Consider the following 22,047-nt stretch of genomic DNA (forward strand, 5'->3'; position numbering starts at 1 on the left):
GCTTGCAGCGATGGGCCGTGACTGATGCCAGTCACGGTTCGTTGTTGTCCCCCTCCGGTTTGACAACAGTCAGGTGACTTGCAGTGAGGCATAAGAGTTTGGCCAACCAACTGTCTGCCACGGTTCTGGCAGTCGCAATGATCGCGCCAGGGATTGAGCCGGTCATGGCCACGTCGCTTTTCGACGATGAAGAACCCGTCAACATCATCAGCCCCAGCAACCTGGGCACGAATTTACCGGGAGGGCCAGCGGGCGTCAGCGCACCGGTGGCACCCCAGCGCAACATACCGAGCAACCTCGACCTCATGCGCGCCATTCAGTTGGCCGTAGAGTGGCACCCGGCGATTGCCGAGGCGATCGGCCAGCTGTACCAACAAAACGAGAACGTGAACATCGCCCGGTCCGGGTATTACCCGCAAGTCAGCGGTGGCTTCAATTCGGGCTATGACAGCGGCTTGAGTGGCAATGGCCAAAGCCGAGCGTTTTCGTTGTCGGCGTCGCAGATGCTTTATGACTTCGGCAAGGTTTCCAGCTCAGTGGACAGCGCACTGGCGCGGGTCAGCGGCAGCCAGGCGGCGATCTTGTTGTCGATTGACCAAGTGGCCCGCGACACCTCGTTTGCAATGATCGAACTGCAACGCTCGCAACGTTTGGTGACTGTGGCCCGCGAGCAGATCGAGGGGATTTCGGCGATTGCCGAACTGGCCAAAAAACGCAGCGACATGGGCGCCAGCACCCGTTCCGATTTGATCCAGGCCCGTTCGCGAGTCGAGGCGTCAATGGCCACCCAAATGCAGTTCACCGCGCAATTCAACCGCTGGCGCAGCGCCTTGAGCAGTTTGCTGGGGGCCCAGTCGCCGGTGAACGTGGCCAGCGGCTTTCCTGCCAGCCTGGAACAGTCCTGCGTGGGCGTGGTGCCCGATGCCGCCGTCACCCCGACGTTGCTGATCGCCCAGGCCCAGCGGGTCGATGCCTTGGCACTGATTGCACAGGCGCGTGCCGAAGCCTTGCCCACGGTGTCGCTGGACCCGTCCATCACGCACTACCTGGACAACAACGATGAAAGCAACCTGCCCGGCGGCCGCGATCGCACCCGCTACGGCGTGTTTCTCAACGTGAAGATGCCGCTGTACCAGGGCGGCGCAATCACCGCGCGCAAAACCGCGGCGCAGCAGGCGCTGCGCTCGGCCGAGGCGGCCAACGACGCCGCACGGCTTGCGGTTCGCCAGGGTTTGCTCGAAGCCCGCGACCAGATATCAAGCTTGTCGCAACGTCTGTCGACCCTGGATTTTCGTGAGCGCAGCATCTCCGAAACCCGTGACCTTTATCGCCAGCAATACCTTGAGCTGGGCACGCGGCCGTTACTCGACTTGCTCAATGCCGAGCAGGAAATCCACCAGGCGCGCATGGATCGGGAAAACACGGCGGCAGACCTGCGTCGCCTGAATATCGATTGCCTCTACAACACGGGCGGGCTTCGCACGGCGTTCCATTTGGACAACAGCACCCTGCAGGGTGTGGAGATTCGGCCATGAATGAAGCCGTGAAACTGGATGACGACTTGAGTGCAGCGCCCCTACAGCACACACCGCCGCCGACCTTTGATTACGAGGTATGGCTGGAGGCAATTCTGGGGGTGGCCCGCCATTACCGCCTGGAGTGTTCAGCGCAAAGCGTGCGCCTGGCAGCCCAATGGACCGACAGCGCGTCGGTGGAAGACGTGGTGCGGCGTATGGCGCGTCAGGCCGGGTTGAATTGCGTGATCGGCGACTTTAGCGCCTCGACCCTGATGCAGCGCCAGTTGCCGCTGGTGGTGCAGTTTGCGGATGGGCAGGTCGGTGTGCTGGAGCTCATCGGTGAGGATGACAGCATCGGCATCGCCTACAGCGGTGATGGCGGTTTGCAAAGCCGTCTGGGCCGCCGCGAATTGCTTGAGCAGGCACGCAAGACGGTGATTTTGCGGCCAATGCGCGCGGTGCGCGACACTCGCGTCGATGATTACATCAAGCCGTACCAAAAGAACTGGTTCAGTGCCATCGTGCTGCGCGACCTGCGGCCGTATGGCTACGTGATGCTGGCGTCCCTGGTCACCAGCGTACTCGGCCTCGCCGGGGTGCTCTTTTCGATGCAGGTGTACGACCGCGTTATTCCCGCCGAGTCCATGCCCACCCTGTATGTGCTGTTCGGCGGCGTGATGTTGGCGCTGGTCTTTGATTTCATCATGCGCATCACCCGCGTGCGCATCACTGACATGCTCGGCAAACGCGCCGACCTGCGCGTCTCGGACCTGGTGTTCGGGCACGCCATCCGCCTGCGCAACAGCGCCCGACCCAAGTCCACCGGTTCGTTCATTTCCCAACTCAAGGAATTGGAACAACTGCGTGAACTGATCACCTCAAGCACGGCGACCGCGCTGGCAGACCTGCCGTTTTTCCTGCTGTTTCTGGTGATCTATTGGTTGATCGCCGGTCCGTTGGTCGCTGTGCCCCTGGTGGCCGTGCTGTTTCTGGTGGTGCCGGGCCTGCTGGCGCAGAAAAAACTCGCGGCGTTGGCCACTGAGTCGATGCGCGAAGGCGCGTTGCGCAGCGCGATGCTGGTTGAAACCGTACAAGGCCTCGACGACATCAAGGCCCTGCAAGCCGAGCAGCGTTTTTCGCAGCAATGGAACCATTACAACGCCACTTGTGGCGATGCCAGCCTGCGCCTGCGCCTGCTCACCAATAAGTTGGTGGCATGGAGCAACAACGTCCAGGGCTCGGTGTTTGCCGTGGTCGTCGTATTCGGGGCGCCCATGGTCATGGCCAGCGATATGACCACCGGCAGCCTGGTGGCCGCCTCGATCCTGGCCTCGCGCATGATGGCGCCGATGTCGCAGATCACTCAGGTACTCACGCGCTGGCAGCAGGCCAAGGTGGCATTGCAGAGTTTGAACCGCATCATGGAATTGCCGGTGGACCACGCTGAAGGCAGCAAGCGCGTGCATTTACCGCTGGTGCGCGGTCACTACGTGCTCAAACAGGCGGCCTTCCAGTATTGCGACGAAGCGCCGGTGCCGGCGTTATTGGTGGCGGATCTGCAGATCCAGCCGGGCGAGCGCATCGCCATTCTCGGCCGTAACGGCGCGGGCAAATCGACCTTGCTGCAGGCCCTGGCCGGGATGCTCGACCTCAAGAGCGGCAACATCAGCCTCGACGGGGTTGCCCTGGGCCACCTCGACCCGGCGGACGTGCGCCGGGATGTGGGGTTGATGACGCAAAACTCGCGTCTGTTCCACGGCACCCTGCGTGACAACCTGATCATGGGGGCGCCGCATGCATCGGATGAGGAAATCCTCCAGGCCCTGGCGGTAACCGGCGCCGCCGACTTCATCGGCAAATTCGCCGACGGCATGGACCACCTGATCCTCGAAGGCGGGCTAGGCCTCTCTGGCGGCCAGCGCCAATCGTTGCTCTTGTCACGCTTGATCATTCGCCAACCGCATATTGTCTTGCTCGACGAGCCCACCGCGTCCCTGGATGAAGCTACCGAGCGCCAATTGATTCAGAACCTGGATCGCTGGGCGGCCCATCGCACGCTGATCATCGCCACCCACCGCATGAGTGTATTGAGCCTGGTCAACCGCATCATTGTGGTCGACAACGGCCAGGTCATCGTCGATGACAGCAAGGACAACGCCATTGCACGGCTATCCAGACCCAAGGGGAAAAACCAGTGAAAACCCATGCGCTGAAAACAATCCCCCTGCTTGCCAGTGAAGACGAACACATCGGCCGCCCCCACGCGGGCGTGGATGACAGTACGGTGCTGCGCGCTACACGGGTGGTGGCGTGGGTGGCCGTCATGCTTGTCGCGTTTGGCGCCTGGGCCTCCGTGTTTGAAGTGGACGAGGTGTCCACCGGCAGCGGCAAGGTCATTCCCACCTCCCGCGAGCAGATCATTCAGTCCCTGGAAGGCGGGATCGTCACGGAGCTGAATGTGGGGGAGGGCGATATCGTCAAACAGGGGCAGGTCCTGGCCAGGCTTGATCCGACCAAGACCGAATCCAACTTCGATGAAAGCGCTTCCAAGTACCGTGCGTCCCTGGCCAGCGTGGCGCGGTTGCAGGCGGAAGTGAACGGCAAACCGTTGGCATTCCCGGCGGAGCTGTCACGTTACCCGGCGCTGATCAGCGCTGAAACCGATCTGTTCAACACCCGGCGCAAAGGCCTTGAGGAATCCCTGGCCGGTGTACGCTCTTCCCTGGGGCTGGTGCGCAGTGAGCTGGAGATTACCGAAAACCTGGCCAAGGTTGGGGCCGCCAGCAATGTCGAGGTGCTGCGCCTCAAGCGCCAGAAGGCCGAGCTGGAATTGAAACTCAGCCAGGCGCGCTCCGATTACCTGGTGCGCGCCGGTGAGGACCTGGCCAAGGTCAACGCGGATGTGCAGACGCTGTCGTCGGTGATGCGCGGGCGTTCGGATTCGGTAACCCGCCTGACCTTGCGCTCGCCGGTGCGCGGTATCGTCAAGGATATCGAGGTCACGACCATCGGCGGCGTCATCCCTCCCAATGGGCGGCTGATGCAGATTGTGCCGCTGGATGAACAGCTGCTGATCGAGGCGCGAGTCTCGCCCAGGGACATTGCCTTCATCCATCCCGACCAGATGGCCAAGGTCAAGATCACGGCCTATGACTATGCCATTTACGGCGGCATGGACGGCAAGGTAGTGACCATTTCGCCGGACACCATTCAGGACGAAGTCAAACCGGAAGTTTTTTACTATCGGGTGTTTATCCGCACCGATGCCGACACCTTGAAAAACAAGGCCGGCAAGACGTTCTCGATCGTGCCCGGCATGATCGCCTCGGTAGACATCAAGACCGGTCAGAAAACCGTGCTCGACTACCTGATCAAACCGATGAACCGGGCACGCGAAGCGTTGCGAGAACGCTAAGGAGGCAGGATGGGTAGAACGTTCGGCATCGGTGTGCTGTTGGGCCTGACGATGGTCTGTACGTCCTGGGCGCAGGCGTTCGATGAGGCGACGACCCCACTGCGCTGGAATGCGCCCGCCGACCGCGCTACCTGCACTGAGCCAGGTTCGGCGCTGTGGGTCGAGATTGCCCGAGGCGATGCCTGCATTCGTTACTTCGCTGGCGGCGCCCTGGAGCGTGCGTCCGTGGTGATTGTGATGTTCCACGGTGATCGCACGAGCGAGATGCATCGTGCGCCGCAGGCGATTGCCGGCAACACCTTGGCCGCCAAAGTCAGCCAGGCCACGATGCTGACCAAGCGCGCGGGTGTGCCCCTGGTGATCGTAGCGCGCCCCGGCACCTACGGTTCCAGCGGCAACCACGGGCAACGGCGTCAGGCGCAGGAGTTCATTGCGCTCAATGGGGCGCTGGATCAGTTGCGCGAGCGCTATGGCATTGGGCAGTTCGTGTTGCTCGGGCACAGTGGTGGCGCTACGGTTGCCGCTGCACTGTTGACGCTGGGCCGTACCGACGTGAAATGCGCGGTGATGACCTCCGGTGCTTTCTCGCTGGTGCAGCGGGCGCAGATGATCCGCCAGAGCAAGGGCCTGCCTTCAAGGCCTGGGCGTGACACCAATGGGTTGCTGCACCCTTATGATCCGGCCCGGCACATCGATGGCATAGCCGTCGCACCCGCACGGCAGTTGTATGTGATTGGCAGCCCGGACGATCAAGTCGCACCGTTCGCCCTGCAGGAAGCTTTCTTCCAGGCACTGATGCGGGCCGGGCACCAGGCGCATTTGATCAAGGCGCTGGGCGTGCCGACGGCCTTTCACCAGTTGCGCCATGACATCGGGCTGAAGACGGCGGCGCAGTGCGCGGGCTAGACCGGCACCGCCTGTTCGCGTGAGGTCAACCAATCACACAGCTGCGACAGCCCCGTCCCGCCCGAGCTCTTGACCATGACCCAATCGCCAGGCTGAAACCACGGTTGCGGGTCGTTCGCCAGTGCCTGGTTCAGCGCCTTGGCATTCTCGAACCATTGCACTGGCAGCTCGTCACGCAACGACAGGTACAGCGCGTGCATCAACGGGCCGCACAGCACCACATGCCGTGGCGCCACCGCCCGCAAAGGCTCGGCCATCTCCAGGTGATAACGTTGGGCGTCGGGCCCGAGTTCGAGCATATCCCCCAGCACCAGCACACGGTGCTGCGGTGGGGCAGGCAGATCGGTCATTGAGCGCAGCGCGGCACTCATCGAGCCAGGGTTGGCGTTGTAGGCATCGTTGATCAGTTGGAAATGGCCGCCTGTGCAGGTAATTGACAGGGTATTGCCGCGGCCTTCGACGGGCATGAAGGTCCCTAGGGTTTCCAGCGCCTGCTCGACCGCAAGCCCGCGTGCAGACAGGGCCGCCAGTACTCCCAACGCGTTGATTACCATATGCCTGCCGCGCGCCTTCAGACTGAAATTCAAGGGTTGCCCGGCAAGGAGTGCGTTGACGTTTACTTGATGGACTTCACTGTTCCAATCCAGCAAGCGCAGGTCCGCTTCGGGGTGTTCGCCGAAGCTGATCACGTGCAAGTGGGCCACCTCGGCGGCTTCGGCGAACAGCTCGTAGTAAGGCATGTCGCGACAGAGTACCGCGTGACCGCCCGGGGCCATGGAGGCGAATATTGCGCTTTTTTTGCGCGCCAGGTTTTCCAGGGTTCCGTGATACTCCAAGTGCGCCGGTGCGATGCCGGTGACGACGGCGATCTGCGGGCGAACCAGCGCCGAGTTGATCGGCATACGCCCAACGGCCATTTCCAGCACCCAGAATTCTGCCGGCTCAGTCATGCTCGCCAGGTTCCAGGCAATGCCGTGGGGCAGGTTGGCGTTGGCTTCGGTCTGGCCCACGTTGCCCCAGGGTTTCAACGCCTGGGCAAGCATTGCCACCACAGTGGTCTTGCCGAAACTGCCGGTAACGCCAAACACTGTTCCACTGAAGTGCTGCCGGGCGTGGCGGCCCATCTGCAACATGGCCTCGCTGGTGTCGGCAACCTGCAATACCGGCAGCCCACTGCTCAGGTAGGGGGTGGGGTCTACACACAGGAAGGCTGACGGTCGACGTTCGGGTTTGGCCTGGGCCCAGCGTTGCGCCGATTGCGCTTCATTGGGGCCGACCCGGCTGGGATGGCGACTGAGGATCCGCTGCGGCTTGAAGAACTGCATGGAGGGCGTCAGCCCCGTTGCGCGCCAGCCGGGCGGCGTTGGGGTTGCCCACGTGCCCTGGGTGACTTGCGCCAGGGTATCTGCGTTCCAGGCTCGATCCACGCCGGTTGCGGCCTGGACCCAACTGACCTGAGGGGCACCATCAAGCAGATAACGGTGGTAAGCGATCAGCCCGGAAAGATAGTGTTCTACATCGTCGATCCGTACCCGGAACGCGTGATGACGAATAAAGAAGGCCCCGGCGATGCGCGCCGGGTTGGCAAAATACATCGCCAGTTCCGGCCAGAAATAGCCATTGAGCAGATAGCGGGCGCGATGATGCAGCGCGCGGTAGAACGCGTGCAGATCAATCTCTTCAAGCAGGTGGCGCAGTGATGGTTGCTGGGCGATGCGTGTCAGCATCTGCTGCGCTGCCATCATCAACTCCAGCAACGTCGGAAAGGTGGTGATGCGTTGCTGGACGAACCCCAGATAGCCGGCGACGTTGTTCAGGCCAAAGCGAAAATATTTTTCGTCAGGTCGGTAGCGGGTCAGTTCGTTCACGCAGTAGCTGAGCCAATGGTCATGCTCGCGCCAGTGCTCTTTCTCGATGAAATAGTCGAAGGCTTTTTCCACCACGGCCAGCCAGCGCTCGTTGCGGGTCAGCCCATAGAGACGGATCAACCCGAAAGCGGCCTCGCCATCGTAGTAGATAATCCTAAATGGTTCTTTGACACTCAGGTCATGGGCATGCAAAACGTGCACAAACGCCCCGCTGACAGGATCCTGCATCCAGGCCATGCCGTTGGCGAGGGCTTCAAGAAGCGGCAGGTAACGGCGAGTGCCGGTGACTTCGCTGTACTTGACCAGTGCCAGCAGGCACACCGCATTGCCGCCCAGCTTGATCTCGTTGTCGGTGTCGATGAGAAACGCCGCCACGCTGCCATTGGGCAGCAAGGAGGGCCTGATCAGTACCTCGGCGAGGTGAGTCAGCGAGCGCTCGATCGCTGCCTTGAGCTGTTCATCGCCGGTCAGTGCCCAGGCCTCGATCATCGAGTAAGTGGTGCTTGCGTGGCGTAGCGTGTTGTAGTTTTTGATGGTTCGGTCAAAGCAGGGGAAGTAGCCGTAGATAAACTGCCCGCTGTCTTGCACCTGCGTGCTCAGGTAGCTGGATGCGCTGTTTATACACGCCCGAACATCATCAGGTGCGAGCGCTCCCAGGGCACGCCAGCCGGTTTGCGGCCCGCTGCTGTTAAGGGGGTGGGCGACGCCATCTTCGGCGCAGAACACACCGATGGTGTTGAAGGTGAACACGCGGGTTTCGGGGGCAAGCGCTGCCACGATGGCTGCGGCCTGTGAGCCGCTGAACCGCCGCTTGGCATAGGTGACGAAGTTATTGGTGTTGAAGGTCGCGTGGGCAATGTCGCTGCCGCCGTACAGGATGGCATTGGCATTCAATTCCTGTTCGGTGATTGCCAGCTGCATATCGGCATCGAATGCAAGGCCGTGCCTGAAGTAATTGCGCTTGTGGCGCTTGAGGCGTTCACTGAACTGTTCCCAGGTTATTGGCGTCACGTTGAATGCACGTTCGACGCGGATCCACCAACGATCTGTTTTATGAGTCCCTTGGAGAACAGCCTGTTTGTCGCGATGTAGCAGTTCAATCTCACCCAGTCGCCACGCAGTTTCGAAGTTGTCAGCCGTAATATGAAACACCACTGCACGGTACGTGCTATCACTTATTGAAAAAAATAAAGTGCAGGTAGGCGGGGAATTGGCTGAGGCACCCGGCTCGTTAACGTGTTTGCTCAAAAGAGTGTAGCAAGCGAGCAGTTGCTGTTTCACAGGCGAAACTCTCCATGCATCATAACTTGGCGATGGCTATTGTTAATTGACGAGTGGGTACGTCAAAAAAGCAAACTTTCTCGCAGCAGAAGTTATTGTCCGTCCATAGGCTGATGTTCGAATTTATATATCAGGAATACATCGAAGAGTCTTCCTTTGCGGGCTCTCGGACAGGTGAGGCCACCAGGTTTTCGTGTTGTTGGAGGTGATCGCGAATCAGTTTGCGAATGACCTGAGAGATAGTAAGGTCAACGTCGTTGGACAAGGATTCCAGCCGTTGTTTGGTCGGCGCGTCGATGAGGATGGTCAGGCGCGTAGTTTTATCAGGCATTTTTCTAGTCCTTTTACATACAAAAGCGCGGTCTCAACTGCCGCGGGCAGCACGTGATGCGAGAAGTGTTGAAGGCTTAGAGCCGTGCAGTCAATACGCCGGGATTCTAATTCAACTCTCCTGGCATTTTCTACAGAAGGTGATTGAAAGTTCAGATAATGTGAGCTTCTGCACCTTTTACCTATATCCCTATTATCATGCGATTGTAATCCAATGAGCCTGAATACTAACAAGGCTGCAATGAAATTATACGAAGCAGGCGCAGCTGTCAAAATTAATACTATCTATAACTAAAGTAGTGTATGGGCGCGCTGATAATGTAGGCAGGCGACTTTTTTTCATTATGCCGGTTTTTTTTGGAGTGTTTCGCCGAAAAATACAACTCGAAAAAACGGCTGTTGTTTGTTTTTACTTTTTGTGGTTTGGGGGGCAGCGGGGCAGTTGGCACGACGCCGGGGCGTTGAAGCAAAAAGGGCCAGGATGACCCTTTTTCAGGTGGCGGGATCAAGCAAAAACGAAGTACTTGCGCACGGTCTCCACTACTTCCCAGGTACCTTTCATGCCTGGCTCCACCACGAAGATATCCCCTGCGCGCAGATGGATCGGCGCCATCCCTTCAGGCGTGATCACACAGTAGCCTTCCTGGAAATGGCAGTATTCCCACTTCACGTATTCCACGTACCACTTGCCCGGTGTGCAGATCCAGGTGCCCATGATCTTGCTGCCGTCTTCGCTGGTGTAGGCGTTGAGGTTGACGGTGTGCGGGTCGCCTTCAAGCTTTTCCCATTTGCAGGCATCCAGGACCGGCAGTGGGTGGGTGTCGCGCAGTACGGTGATGGGCTTGGACATGATGACTCCGAGGCAGGGAAGGGAAAGCTCAACCCTAAGGCCTTGGGCGCTGCGCCAGTGGTCTGAACTCGACATCGGGATGTCCAGAAGCGCAGGCCATGTGATGAACTGGAAATCACCCCCATCCCTGTGGGAGCCGGGCTTGCCCGCGATAGCGGAGTGTCAGGCAATGAAGAGGCTGGCTGCGCCATCGTCATCGCGGGCAAGCCCGGCTCCCACAAGGGGCATGTCTAAACGAAAGATTTGTGCAGTAACTGACCATTTCCTCGCAGTAAGTGCGAAATATTTCCCATCTCACGCCAGAATTCGCAAGAAAATTCAGAGCTGGCCCTCGTATCATTCACCCCAGTACCCAGTGAGAGCCTTGCAATGAACCCAATAAAAACGTGGTGGGATATCAGCCCGCCCTTGAGCACGGCGACCCCGACCTGGCCGGGCGATACGCCGTTCCAGGAAGAGCGCGTGTGGCAGTTCGGCCCGGAGTGTCCGGTAAATGTGGGCCGCGTAACCCTGTCGCCGCACACCGGTGCCCATGTGGATGCACCGCTGCATTACAGCGCCGATGGCGCGCCGATTGGCGAGGTTTCGCTGGATGTGTACATGGGCCCGTGCCGGGTATTGCATTGCCTGGGCAGCGGCGCGTTGGTGCAGCCGCATCAGTTGCAAGGGCGTGTGGATAACCTGCCGGAGCGCGTGCTCTTGCGTACTTATCCACAAGCGCCACTGACTGAATGGGATTCGAATTTCACTGCCATCGCCCCGCAAACCATTGAGCTGCTCGCCGGCCTGGGTGTGCGCCTGATCGGTATCGATACGCCGTCCCTGGACCCGCAACAATCCAAGACCATGGATTCCCACAACGCCGTGGCGCGCCATGGCATGGCGATCCTCGAAGGCATCGTGCTCGATGAAGTGCCGGAGGGCGACTATGAACTGATCGCGCTGCCGCTACGTTTTGCCCATCTCGATGCCAGCCCGGTCCGCGCCATTCTCCGCCCGCTCAAGGAGCCCACGCGATGAGCCAATGTCCTTTCTCAGCTGATTACCAACCGCCGGAAGAATGGCATAACGCCGAACTGAATTTTTCCGAGTCCATGAGCTATGGCGATTACCTGGACCTGGGCAAAGTCCTCAGCGCCCAGCACCCGCTGTCGCCAGACCACAACGAAATGCTCTTCATCATCCAGCACCAGACCTCGGAGCTGTGGATGAAGCTGATGCTTCACGAACTCAAGGCTGCCCGCGAACATGTGCGCCTGGGTGAGCTGCCACCAGCGTTCAAGATGCTGGCGCGGGTGTCGCGGATCTTCGATCAACTGGTACACGCCTGGGCCGTGCTGGCGACCATGACGCCGTCGGAGTACAAGGCGATTCGCCCGTTCCTGGGGCAGTCGTCGGGGTTTCAGTCGTTCCAGTACCGTGAGATCGAATTCATCCTGGGCAACAAAAGCCCGGCGCTGCTGCGGCCCCATGCTCATCGCCCGGATTTGCTGCAGCAATTGCAGGTGGCAATTGCCACGCCGTCGCTGTATGACGAAGCGGTCAACCTGATGGTCAAGGCCGGACTGGCGATTGACCCGCAGCGCGCCGAACGCGACCCGACGGCGGCCACAGTGCATGACGACTCCGTGGAGGCGGCGTGGCGCGAGGTGTATCGCGACCCGAATCGGTACTGGGACCTGTATCAGTTGGCCGAGAAGTTTATCGACCTGGAAGATTCGTTCCGCCAATGGCGCTTCCGACATGTCACCACGGTGGAGCGCATCATCGGCTTCCAGCCGGGTACCGGCGGCACAGAGGGCGTGGGGTATTTGCGCAAGATGCTCGACACGGTGCTGTTCCCTGAACTCTGGCGAGTACGTTCCACGCTCTAAACAAAAAAGCCCCGGATCTGCGGGGCTTTTCATTTGGAATGCAGCTAAAAATGTGGGAGGGAGCAAGCCCCCTCCCACAGAGGTTACTGGGTTACTGCAACTTTCCCGTTTCTGATCCGAAACCGATAGGCGATGTAGATAATTCCCACCCACACCGGCATCGCATACACCGACTCGCGAATCCCCGGAATCGCCAGCATCACGCCAATGATCATCACCATGAACGCCAGGCACAGGTAGTTGCTGAACGGGAACCAGAAGGTCTTGAACGACGGTGTCACGCCTTGCTCGCCCATGGCCTTGCGGAACTTGATGTGGGTCAGGCTGATCAGCGCCCAGTTGATCATCAACGAAGCAACCACCAGCGCGAACAGCAACTCCAGCGCACTGTGCGGCGCGACGTAGTTGACCACCACGCACAGCATCGTCACCAACGCCGAAATCGCCAGGGCCCGCAGCGGCACGCCTTGTTTGTTGAGCTTCATCAGCGCCTTGGGCGCGTCACCCTGCTCGGCCAGGCCGAACAACATGCGGCTGTTGCAGTACACGCCGCTGTTGTACACCGACAACGCCGCGGTCAGCACCACGAAGTTGAGGATGTGGGCGGCGGTGTCGTTGCCGATCAACGAGAAGATCTGCACAAACGGGCTGCCGCTGTAGGCATCGCCCGACGCGCCGAGGGTTTGCAGCAATTGATCCCACGGGTATAGCGACAACAGCACGGTCAGCGCGCCGACGTAGAAAATCAGGATGCGGTACACCACCTGATTGATCGCTTTGGGGATGACCTTGCGCGGTTCGCTGGCTTCGGCGGCGGTGATGCCGACCAGTTCCAGGCCGCCGAACGAGAACATGATGAAGGCCATGGACATCAGCAGCCCCATGCCGCCGTTGGGGAAGAACCCGCCGTGGCTCCACAGGTTGCTGACCGACGCTTGCGGGCCGCCAGTGCCGCTGAACAGCAGGTAGCAGCCGAGCACGATCATGCCGACAATCGCCACCACCTTGATGATCGCAAACCAGAACTCGGCTTCACCGAAGAACTTCACGTTCAGGGTGTTGATCAGGTTCACCGCAACAAAGAACACCAGCGCGCTGACCCAGGTTGGAATCTCCGGCCACCAGAACTGGATGTACTTGCCTACCGCCGTCAACTCGGCCATGCCCACCAGCACGTAGAGCACCCAGTAGTTCCAGCCGGCCAGAAAACCCGCGTAGCCGCCCCAGTATTTGTGCGCAAAGTGGCTGAAGGAGCCGGCCACCGGCTCTTCGACGATCATCTCGCCGAGCTGGCGCATGATCAGGAACGCGATAAAGCCGGCCACTGCATAGCCCAGGATCATCGACGGCCCCGCCGACTTGAGTACCCCGGCCGAGCCGAGGAACAAGCCTGTACCAATCGCGCCTCCCAAGGCGATCAGCTGAATGTGCCGGTTCTTCAGGCCACGCTTGAGGCCCACCGGGTTAACCATGTCATCCGCCATTAACATTCCCTTCTACTTGTTTTTCTCAAGGGTGATTGCACGCCGCATCGGCCCCTCAGAACTGCTGAGGGTCAGATATTACTCTGCGTAAACTTTTCGTAATACAGCTGAACGCCATCAAGTGCCTGATCCACCAGCCATTGTTGAATGGATTCGACCATTGGAGGGGGGCCGCACACGTACATATCCGCCGATCTGTCCCGCAATTCGGCCAGGTCAAAATGTTCGGTGAGGTAGCCGCGCTTGCCGGGCCATTCGGATGAAGCATCGCTGAGTACTTCGGTGTAGCGAAAGCCCGGGATTGTCCTCGCGTAGTCCTGGATACGCGCCGCTTCGCATAAATCCTCGGCACTGCGCACGCCGTAGTAGAGGTGCACCGGTTGCGAGCAGCCGTTGGCCGCCAGTTCATCGAGCATACCCAGCAACGCCGACAACCCGGTACCACCCGCCACCAGCACCAGCGGCCGGGTGACATGCCGGAGGTAGAACGCCCCCAATGGCGCCTCCAGCAGCATCGCGTCGCCCGCCTGGCAGCGTTCGCGCAGGTAGTTGCTCATCACCCCATCCGGCAGCAGGCGCACCAGGAACTGCAGTTGGTTACCCGGCCGATTGGCGAAGGAGTAGGAGCGCCAACTGTCGGTGCCGGGCACCGCGACACGAGCGTACTGGCCAGGCAGGAAATCCAGTGGCTGGTCCAGTTGCACCTGCAAGATCGCCGTACTGGTGGAGACCTGCTGCACGTCGCTCACCGTACCGCGTACCTGCACTGGCCCGGATGCATTGCACAGGCTTGAATCGAAGTCGAAGTAGAAGGTGGCGTCGGACTGCACCCGAGTCTGGCAACTGAGCATCTTGCGTTGCTGCAGGTCGAGGCTCGAGAGCGCTTCTTCGTCGACATAGTCCTGGGTGTACTCGCCGGATTCGCAACGCCCCTGGCAAGTGCCGCACACGCCTTCGCGGCAATCGAGCGGGATCTTGATACCGTTGCGCAGGGCTGCATCCAACAGGATTTCATTGGCGCCCACCGGGAAGAACAAGGTCTTGCCATCGGCAAAGCTGAAGGCCACTTTGTGATTCATTGGAAAAACTCCCGGTGCCTATAGGTGATAGAAATCCAGCACCGAGTTGATGGTGTCGTTGAGCAGTAAGGCGTGCTTGCGCATGATCAGCCAGCTGTCGCCCGCAGGCTTCAGGTGGTACGTGGCATGCCCGTAGAACTGCTCGGACGTGGCCAGGCGATAGAACAACGTGTGCCAGTTCAAGCGCACCTCCAACGTGCCGTCAGCCTGCTCCGAAATGCGCAGGTTATTGATCAGGTGCAGAGTGCGCGGCATTGGCGTCGCCGAGGCAGCCTTGCCGGTGCGCAGGCGGAACACGCGGTCTTCCAGGCCCGAACGGTTGGCGTAGTAGATCAACGACATCTCACGTTTTGGGTCTTTGGTGTAGACGTGTTCCGAGTCCCATTGCGGCAAATGGAATTCGCTCTGGGGGTCGAACAACTGCACGTAGGCGTCCCAGTCCTGGGCGTCGCACAGTTCGGATTTACGGTAAAAAAACTGCTCGACCCGGTACTGCAATTGCGCATTCATCACTTCACCTCCCGCAGGCTCAGGGCCCGCTGGTCCAAACCCTTGAGCAGAAACTGTTGCCAATTGCGGTGCTGGTTGACGTACAAGCCTTCGTGGGTGAATTCAGTGCCGGTCATGGCCGGTTGAATGCCGATGGCTTCACTGTTAGGCGTGGGTCCGGTCTCCCAGCGGTGGCTGCCCCGTGATATATCGCTCCAGCGTTCCAGGCGGCCTTGGAAACCGCGCTGGGCTTCGCGAAACTCCACCAGGTCGTCCGGCGTGCCCATGCCCGAGACGTTGAAGAAATCTTCGAACTGGCGAATGCGGTTTTCGCGATCCGCGTCGGATTCACCCTTGACCCCCAGGCATTGGCTGATGATCTCGGTCTTGTTCCAGGCCACTGGGCGGATGATGCGCAGCTGCGAACTGATCTGGTCGAGAAAGAACAGGCTGGGGTAGATGTTCAGGTTGCGCAGGCGGTGCATCATCCATTCGGCCTTTTGCTGGCCATGTTCGGCCACCAGGCGCGGCATGATGGTGGCGTAGCCGGAACGTACGCTGGGGTTGGGCATGTCGCTGAACAACACACTGTGGCCGTTATTGAAGGCGAACCAGCCGTCATCGGTATTCGCGTCGCCGGCGCCGAGCTTGCTGTAGTCCAGCGTTGTGCTTGCGCCTGCGCCGTTCTCGGTATTGACCTGCTGGCGATGCTGCACCGTGGCCACGTAGTTGTAGTGCACGGTGCTGACGTGATAACCGTCCAGCCCGTTTTCGTTTTGCAGCTTCCAGTTGCCGTCGTAGGTGTAGGCCGACTTGCCCGGCAGCACTTCCAGCTCACCGGTCGCCGATTGCGCGACCATCATGTCGAAGAACACTTTGGCGTCGCCGAGGAAATCTTCCAGGCTGTTGGTGCCGTTTACGTCGAGGCTGATAAAGACAAAGCCTTTGTAGCTGTCGATGCGCGCCTTTTTCAGGCCGCGGGTGGCTTTATCAAACCCTTCGGGGTATTCCCCCGGCGCCTTGACCTTGACCAGCCGGCCATCGCTTTTGTAGCACCAGGCGTGGAACGGACAGGTGAAGGTGGACTGGTTGCCCTTGCCCACGCGGGTGAGGGTGGTACCGCGATGCTGGCAGGCATTGATCAACGCGTTGAGCCGGCCTTCGCCGTCGCGGGTGATGATCATCGGCTGGCGCCCGGCACGCATCGTCACGAAGTCGTGGTTATTGGCCAGTTCGCTTTCGTGACAGGCATAGATCCAGTTTTTCTCGAAGATCAGTTCCATCTCCAGGTCGAACAACTCGGGTTCGGTGAACATGTCGCGGGCGATGCGGAACACTTCATCTGCCGGGCGAAAGTCCAGGCAGCTTTCGATAAAGGTTTTCCACTGCTCGACGGTTCTTGCACCACTCATGGGAGGCACCTTTTGATAATGGCTAAAACGGGTGAGCCATTAAGGCGCTGCAGAAGGGCGGTGGGCTATCCGCTTAATGGGGGAAGATGGGCCGCAAAGTTGGGCAGCAAATACTCAACACGGTGCGGCGCGGTGACGCAATGGGCTACTGTCATTGCAGGTGACGGTCGCAGAAAACCTGAATTTATCCACATAGTCGACGGTTGCTATCCACGTGGTTGCAACGGCGCCGACGTGGCTTGGAACTTGCTGTCGATGTTCAACGATGCGCCGCCAGAGCGCGCAAACGCCTAACCGCCGTGGGTGCAGCCCGATGAGTAGCCAGACACACGATATTCATATTCAACGCTTTGACCTCGAAGGTGCCCGCAGCTGGATGTCCGGCATCTGCGGGCCCCATCGCCTGGCGACGGCTACCCCTGAGCGCCTGCGATTTCATCACAGCGCCAACGTGTTCAAGTCCCGCGCCACCACCCTGGGTGTGATTGAGTACGGCACCGACGTGACTATCGACATCGAAGACGCCGAGCATTTCAGCAGCTACAGCCTGAGCCTGCCGTTGGTGGGCGAACAGGAGCTGAGCAAGAACGGTGAACGCCTCAGTTCCAACCGCGACCAGGGCGTGATCATTTCACCCAACGAGCACCAGGTGCTGGCGATTTCCGGTGACTGTCGCAAGTTGCAGGTGGTGATCACCCGTACGGCGATGAGCGAGTCGCTGGAAGGTTTGCTGCAACGGCCCATTGATGCGCCGCTGCGCTTTGAATCGGTGATGGATGCCGTGGACGGCGCCCCGGCTTCGTGGTGGCGCATGGCACGATACTTCATCGCCGAACTGGAATGCAGCAGCGAGTTGTACGAGCAGGCAGCATTTACCCGGGACCTGGAAAGCTCGCTGATCAAAGGGCTGATCCTGGCCCAGCCGAATAACTATTCTGAAGAGTTGCGCGAGGTGTTGGGGGTAAAACTGCCGCACTACCTGATTCGTGCGCGCCAGTACATCCACGACAACGCCCGTGAAGCGCTGCACCTGGAAGACCTGGAAGCGGCGGCCGGGGTGTCGCGGTTCAAGCTGTTCGATGCGTTTCGCAAGTACTTCGCCTTGTCGCCCATGGCGTATCTGAAGAAGCATCGGTTGGGGGCGGTGCGACAGGAGATTCTTGAACAGGGCTCGGTGCGTACTATCTCTGAAATTGCGTTGGGTTGGGGCTTTACTCACCTGGGGCGGTTTTCGGCGGAGTACCGCAAGTTGTTTGATGAGTCGCCCAGTCAGACACAGCAGCGCAAGCGCATGCGCATTACTTGAACCTGATGAAGATCAAAATGTGGGAGAGGGCTTGCTCCCGATAGCGGTGTGTCAGGCACTGGAAAAGTTGACTGAACCACAGCTATCGGGAGCAAGCCCCCCCCACATTGGATTTTCAGTGCATATGGAATCTCAGATCAACTCTTCCACCAGTTGCAGGCAATGAGTCAGCCCCGGCGACTGGTCATTCACCCGTCGGCTCAGAATGATCGGCGAGGTCGCAGTCGCCTCCACCACCGGCGTATAGCCAATATCCGCCCGATGCAGCACCTGCACCGACGCCGGTACCAGCGTTACACCCATACCGGCGCCTACCAGGCCGATGGCGGTCTGCAACTCGTTGGTCCACTGCGCCACCTTCAGGCTCAAACCGTGGGCGTCGAACAGCGCGATCACATGGTCGGCATAACTGGGGCGCGGGTTGCCTGGGTAGAGCACAAAGGGCTCGGTGGCCAACTGGGCGAGGGTGGCAGGGGCACCCAGCAAGGGGTGACCGCTGGGCAGCACGGCCACCAGGCGATCCTCCACCAATACGCGCTGGACGATGGCCGGGTCGTCGATGCGAATGCGCCCGAAACCCACATCGATGCGCCCGGCCTTGAGCGCTTCGACCTGTTGCAGCGTAGTCATCTCCGACAAGCCCAACTCCAGCTCCAGGGCCTCGTGATTGCGCAGCCTGCGAATCAGTTCCGGCAGCACGCCGTACAAGGTCGAGGGTGCAAAGCCGATGCCCAGCCACGTCTTTTCGCCCAGGCCAATGCGCCGTGTGTTGTCGCAAACCGTGCCCAGCTGTTCAAGCAGCACATTGGCGTGTTCATAGAAAAACCGCCCGGCTTCGGTCAGGCGCAACGGTCGGCTACGCTCCAGCAGCAGCACCCCCAGTTCATCCTCCAGCTGCTGGATTTGCCGGCTCAAGGGCGGCTGGGCGATGTGCAGGCGTTCGGCAGCCCGGGTGAAATTAAGGGTCTCGCCCAGCACCTGGAAATAGCGCAAGTGACGCAGTTCCATATCGACTCCTTTCATACCTTGAGGGTATCGCACAAGACCAATTCTATATTGGAAGCCCGAAAAAATGCGGAACAGAATCGACGCAAATCTATAAAGAACCCAACGGGTATTGCCATGCCGATTTGCACCATCGAGTCGATCGACACCCTCATCGTCGATCTCCCCACCATTCGCCCGCACAAGCTGGCGATGCACACCATGCAAAACCAGACCCTGGTGATTATCCGTCTGCGGTGCACCGACGGCATTGAAGGCATCGGCGAAGCTACCACCATCGGTGGCCTCAGCTATGGCAATGAAAGCCCCGACAGCATCAAGGTCAACATCGACCGCCATTTCGCGCCGCTGCTGATCGGCCAGGATGCGAACAACATCAACGCCGCCATGTTGCGCCTGGAGCGCAGTATTCGCGGCAACACCTTTGCCAAATCCGGCATCGAAAGCGCCTTGCTCGACGCCCTCGGCAAACGCCTGGGCCTACCGGTCAGCGAACTGCTGGGCGGGCGCGTGCGTGACGCGTTGCCGGTGGCCTGGACCCTGGCCAGCGGCAATACCGAACAGGACATCAGCGAGGCCGAGAAAATGCTCGACCTGCGCCGTCACCGCATCTTCAAATTGAAGATCGGCGCCGGTGAAGTCAGCCGCGACCTGGCCCATGTGATCGCGATCAAAAAAGCTTTGGGCGAGCGCGCCAGTGTGCGTGTCGACGTCAACCAGGCCTGGGATGAGGCCGTGGCGCTGCGGGCGTGCAAGGTGCTCGGCGACAACGGTATCGACCTTATCGAGCAACCCATCTCACGCAACAACCGTGGCGGTATGGCCCGGCTCAACCTGTCGAGCCCGGTGCCGATCATGGCCGATGAGTCTATCGAGTGTGTCGAAGATGCGTTCAACCTGGCGCGTGAAGGCGCGGCCTCGGTGTTTGCCCTCAAGATTGCCAAGAACGGCGGCCCCCGCGCCGTGCTGCGTACGGCGGCGATCGGCGAGGCGGCAGGCATCGGCCTGTACGGCGGCACCATGCTCGAAGGCGGTATCGGCACCCTGGCGTCGGCCCATGCCTTCCTTACGCTGAGCACACTGGCGTGGGGCACCGAGCTGTTCGGCCCGTTGTTGCTCACCGAAGACATCCTTGCCGAGCCACCGGTGTACCGCGATTTCCAGCTGCATGTTTCCACTGCACCGGGCCTGGGCCTGGCGCTCGATGAAGAGCGTCTGGCGTTCTTTAGCCGTGACAAATATTAAGAGGCGCCTGCCATGTTGTTCCACGTAAAAATGACTGTGAACCTGCCCCTCGACATGCATCCCGAGCGTGCCGACAGCCTCAAGGCCGAAGAGAAAGCCCTGGCGCAACGCCTGCAACAAGAGGGCAAGTGGCGCCACCTGTGGCGCATCGCCGGGCACTACGCAAACTACAGCGTGTTCGATGTCGACAGCGTGCAGGACCTGCATGACCTGCTGATGCAACTGCCATTGTTTCCTTACATGGCTATCGAAGTGAATGCGCTGTGCCGGCACCCGTCGTCCATCCATGCGGACGACCGCTAAGCCGGTTTCAACCTGATAATTACAAGATGAGGAGTGCACCATGTCCATCCGCCTGTCCCAGACTGCCCACGCCCAACGCTTTCTCGAAGAAGCCAGCGGCAACCTCAATGACGCCGGCAACCCGCGCGCCAAGGCGCTGATCTACCGGATCCTGCGCGACACTGTGAACATCATCGAAGACCTGGAAGTGACTCCCGAGGAGTTCTGGAAGGCGGTCAACTACCTCAATGATCTGGGTAAAAACCAGGAAGCCGGCCTGCTCGCCGCTGGCCTGGGCCTGGAGCATTACCTGGACCTGTTGATGGACGCCGCCGATGAGCAGGCGGGCAAGTCCGGCGGTACACCGCGCACCATCGAAGGCCCGCTTTACGTGGCCGGCGCGCCGCTGTCCAAATACGAGGCACGGCTGGATGATGGCAAGGACGACGCGGTGCCGTTGTTCATGCGCGGGCAAGTGCGCGATACCGAGGGCAAGCCATTGGCGGGGGCGATTGTCGATGTGTGGCAGGCCAATACGGGCGGTACTTATTCGTGGTTCGACCCGAACCAGTCTGAATTCAACCTGCGCCGACGTATCGAGACGGATGCCCAGGGCCACTACCGTTTTCGCAGCATCGTACCCTCGGGCTACGGCTGCCCGCCGACCGGGCCGACGCAGCAGTTGCTCGATCAATTGGGGCGCCACGGGCAACGGCCAGCGCATATCCACTTTTTCATCTCGGCGCCCGGGCATCGGCACCTGACCACCCAGATCAACCTCTCGGATGACCCGTACCTGCATGATGACTTTGCCTATGCCACCCGCGATGAACTGATTGCCGAGATCCGCTTCAGCGACGATCCGCAACTGGCGCGGGAATTTGGCGTGGAAGGGCGGTTTGCGCAGATTGATTTTGACTTTGAGTTGCAGGTGGCTGATGCGCCGGTGGAGCAAAAGCGCATGCAACGCACACGGGCTCTCGAGGACTGAGCGCGGGCAGAATGTGGGAGGGGGCTTGCCCCCGATAGCAGTGTGTCAGTCACTTATTTACTAACTGATCCTGCGCTATCGGGAGCAAGCTCCCTCCCACATTTAGTTCACATTTGATCTGTAGTGATGGGTTACTTGCGCAGGACCAGATCCAGCACCTCATCCCGATCCTTGATCTTCTGCAGCACAATTTCAGAGCGAATATCCATCACCCCCGCCGTGCGGTTCAGGTGGTTCACGATAAAGTCCGAAAAGTGCTTGAGGTTGCGTGCCTGCACCCGCAGCACATAGTTGCTGGCACCGGTGATCACATAGGCGCTTGCCACCTCTGGCCAGCCTTGCACCTTCTTGATGAACGTCTCATGCCAGTCCTCGATATCCTGGCGCAGCGACAGGTGCACGATGGCTTCGAGTTCGATCCCCAACTGTTCGGCATTCAATACCGCGCGATAGCCGCTGATGATTCCTTCGCTCTCCAACAAACGCAAACGGCGCAGGCAGGCAGAGGGTGACAGCGCGACTTTTTCCGCCAGTTCCTGGTTGCTGATACGGCCATCCTGTTGCAGAAAATGCAGGAGGCGCAGGTCGGTGGCGTCGAGAATCATGCTTGGAAGATATCCGCGTATTTTGAGATTAAATTCGAATTTCCTACAGCTTAAATAGCCGTTTACCCACCACTTTGCACGAAAATTCTCTAAAAGTTCGTTCATTAT

Annotated in this window: 19 protein-coding genes; 10 read left to right on the top strand and 9 right to left on the bottom strand. The window is 59.8% G+C overall.

Features of this window, described 5'->3' with window-relative positions; translation table 11 throughout:
• The first annotated feature begins 137 nt into the window (after positions 1–137).
• From E3O56_RS24650 to E3O56_RS24665, 4 genes are read left to right on the top strand one after another with little or no spacing between them, the layout of a single operon-like run.
• A complete protein-coding gene (locus E3O56_RS24650) occupies positions 138–1,535 on the top strand; it encodes a TolC family outer membrane protein (RefSeq protein WP_050549390.1) in 1,398 nt (465 codons plus the stop codon).
• Positions 1,532–3,715 (top strand): type I secretion system permease/ATPase, encoded by a 2,184-nt coding sequence (locus tag E3O56_RS24655; protein ID WP_032879484.1) that lies wholly within the window; start codon positions 1,532–1,534, stop codon positions 3,713–3,715. Before E3O56_RS24650 ends, E3O56_RS24655 begins: the two co-directional genes overlap by 4 nt.
• Positions 3,716–3,765: 50 nt before the next feature.
• Positions 3,766–4,932 (top strand): HlyD family efflux transporter periplasmic adaptor subunit, encoded by a 1,167-nt coding sequence (locus E3O56_RS24660; protein ID WP_218276555.1) that lies wholly within the window; start codon positions 3,766–3,768, stop codon positions 4,930–4,932.
• Between the two features lie 51 nt (positions 4,933–4,983).
• The gene (locus tag E3O56_RS24665; protein ID WP_248129201.1) at positions 4,984–5,838 is read left to right on the top strand and encodes an alpha/beta fold hydrolase; all 855 of its coding nucleotides are present in this window, start codon (positions 4,984–4,986) and stop codon (positions 5,836–5,838) included.
• On the opposite strand, the gene E3O56_RS24670 is transcribed toward E3O56_RS24665, so the two are convergent.
• The 3 genes from E3O56_RS24670 to E3O56_RS24680 form a co-directional block, all read right to left on the bottom strand.
• Positions 5,835–8,717, bottom strand: coding sequence for a UDP-N-acetylmuramoyl-tripeptide--D-alanyl-D-alanine ligase (locus E3O56_RS24670; RefSeq protein ID WP_248129126.1), 2,883 nt, complete (start codon positions 8,715–8,717; stop codon positions 5,835–5,837). The two genes, E3O56_RS24665 and E3O56_RS24670, sit on opposite strands and share 4 nt — an antisense overlap.
• Positions 8,718–9,117: 400 nt before the next feature.
• Complete coding sequence (locus E3O56_RS24675) at positions 9,118–9,318, bottom strand: hypothetical protein (RefSeq protein WP_005791371.1); 201 nt, start codon at positions 9,316–9,318, stop codon at positions 9,118–9,120.
• A 504-nt stretch (positions 9,319–9,822) separates the two neighbouring features.
• A complete protein-coding gene (locus tag E3O56_RS24680) occupies positions 9,823–10,167 on the bottom strand; it encodes a cupin domain-containing protein (RefSeq protein WP_003194115.1) in 345 nt (114 codons plus the stop codon).
• 369 nt (positions 10,168–10,536) lie between these two features.
• On the opposite strand from E3O56_RS24680, the gene kynB reads away from it, so the two are divergent.
• A complete protein-coding gene (gene kynB, locus E3O56_RS24685; RefSeq protein ID WP_005791369.1) occupies positions 10,537–11,187 on the top strand; it encodes an arylformamidase in 651 nt (216 codons plus the stop codon).
• Positions 11,184–12,041, top strand: a complete 858-nt coding sequence (gene kynA / locus E3O56_RS24690) for a tryptophan 2,3-dioxygenase (RefSeq protein WP_005791367.1) — start codon at positions 11,184–11,186, stop codon at positions 12,039–12,041. The genes kynB and kynA overlap by 4 nt, the downstream gene beginning before the upstream one ends.
• Before the next feature lie 83 nt (positions 12,042–12,124).
• Here the strand turns inward: kynA and E3O56_RS24695 are convergent, their stop codons facing one another.
• The 4 genes from E3O56_RS24695 to antA form a co-directional block, all read right to left on the bottom strand.
• Positions 12,125–13,525: an amino acid permease gene (locus tag E3O56_RS24695; protein WP_005791366.1), complete on the bottom strand. Its 1,401-nt coding sequence runs from the start codon at positions 13,523–13,525 to the stop codon at positions 12,125–12,127.
• 71 nt (positions 13,526–13,596) lie between these two features.
• Positions 13,597–14,604, bottom strand: a complete 1,008-nt coding sequence (antC, locus tag E3O56_RS24700) for an anthranilate 1,2-dioxygenase electron transfer component AntC (RefSeq protein WP_032879489.1) — start codon at positions 14,602–14,604, stop codon at positions 13,597–13,599.
• A gap of 18 nt (positions 14,605–14,622) precedes the next feature.
• Entirely contained in the window at positions 14,623–15,114 is a 492-nt protein-coding gene (gene antB, locus E3O56_RS24705; RefSeq protein WP_005791362.1) for an anthranilate 1,2-dioxygenase small subunit, read from the bottom strand.
• Positions 15,114–16,505, bottom strand: a complete 1,392-nt coding sequence (gene antA, locus E3O56_RS24710; RefSeq protein WP_032879492.1) for an anthranilate 1,2-dioxygenase large subunit — start codon at positions 16,503–16,505, stop codon at positions 15,114–15,116. Before antA ends, antB begins: the two co-directional genes overlap by 1 nt.
• Before the next feature lie 313 nt (positions 16,506–16,818).
• Between antA and E3O56_RS24715 the strand changes: the two genes are divergently transcribed.
• On the top strand, positions 16,819–17,811 hold the full coding sequence (locus E3O56_RS24715) for an AraC family transcriptional regulator (protein WP_103734932.1): 993 nt from the start codon (positions 16,819–16,821) through the stop codon (positions 17,809–17,811).
• Between the two features lie 132 nt (positions 17,812–17,943).
• Here the strand turns inward: E3O56_RS24715 and E3O56_RS24720 are convergent, their stop codons facing one another.
• A complete protein-coding gene (locus tag E3O56_RS24720) occupies positions 17,944–18,819 on the bottom strand; it encodes a LysR family transcriptional regulator (RefSeq protein ID WP_032879497.1) in 876 nt (291 codons plus the stop codon).
• A 114-nt stretch (positions 18,820–18,933) separates the two neighbouring features.
• On the opposite strand from E3O56_RS24720, the gene E3O56_RS24725 reads away from it, so the two are divergent.
• Genes E3O56_RS24725 through catA form a run of 3 tightly spaced genes read left to right on the top strand, consistent with a single transcriptional unit; the run spans position 18,934 to position 21,334 of the window.
• Positions 18,934–20,061, top strand: a complete 1,128-nt coding sequence (locus E3O56_RS24725) for a muconate cycloisomerase family protein (RefSeq protein WP_103734931.1) — start codon at positions 18,934–18,936, stop codon at positions 20,059–20,061.
• A 12-nt stretch (positions 20,062–20,073) separates the two neighbouring features.
• Positions 20,074–20,364, top strand: a complete 291-nt coding sequence (gene catC, locus E3O56_RS24730; protein ID WP_043046752.1) for a muconolactone Delta-isomerase — start codon at positions 20,074–20,076, stop codon at positions 20,362–20,364.
• 40 nt (positions 20,365–20,404) lie between these two features.
• Positions 20,405–21,334 carry a catechol 1,2-dioxygenase gene (catA, locus tag E3O56_RS24735; protein ID WP_032879505.1) on the top strand — a complete coding sequence of 310 codons (930 nt, stop codon included), beginning with the start codon at positions 20,405–20,407 and terminating at the stop codon, positions 21,332–21,334.
• 131 nt (positions 21,335–21,465) lie between these two features.
• On the opposite strand, the gene E3O56_RS24740 is transcribed toward catA, so the two are convergent.
• Positions 21,466–21,939, bottom strand: coding sequence for an Lrp/AsnC family transcriptional regulator (locus E3O56_RS24740; RefSeq protein WP_032879507.1), 474 nt, complete (start codon positions 21,937–21,939; stop codon positions 21,466–21,468).
• Between the last annotated feature and the right edge of the window lie 108 nt (positions 21,940–22,047).

This window comes from Pseudomonas sp. W2Aug9 (assembly GCF_023127755.1).
In the GTDB taxonomy this organism is placed as follows: domain Bacteria; phylum Pseudomonadota; class Gammaproteobacteria; order Pseudomonadales; family Pseudomonadaceae; genus Aquipseudomonas; species Aquipseudomonas synxantha_A.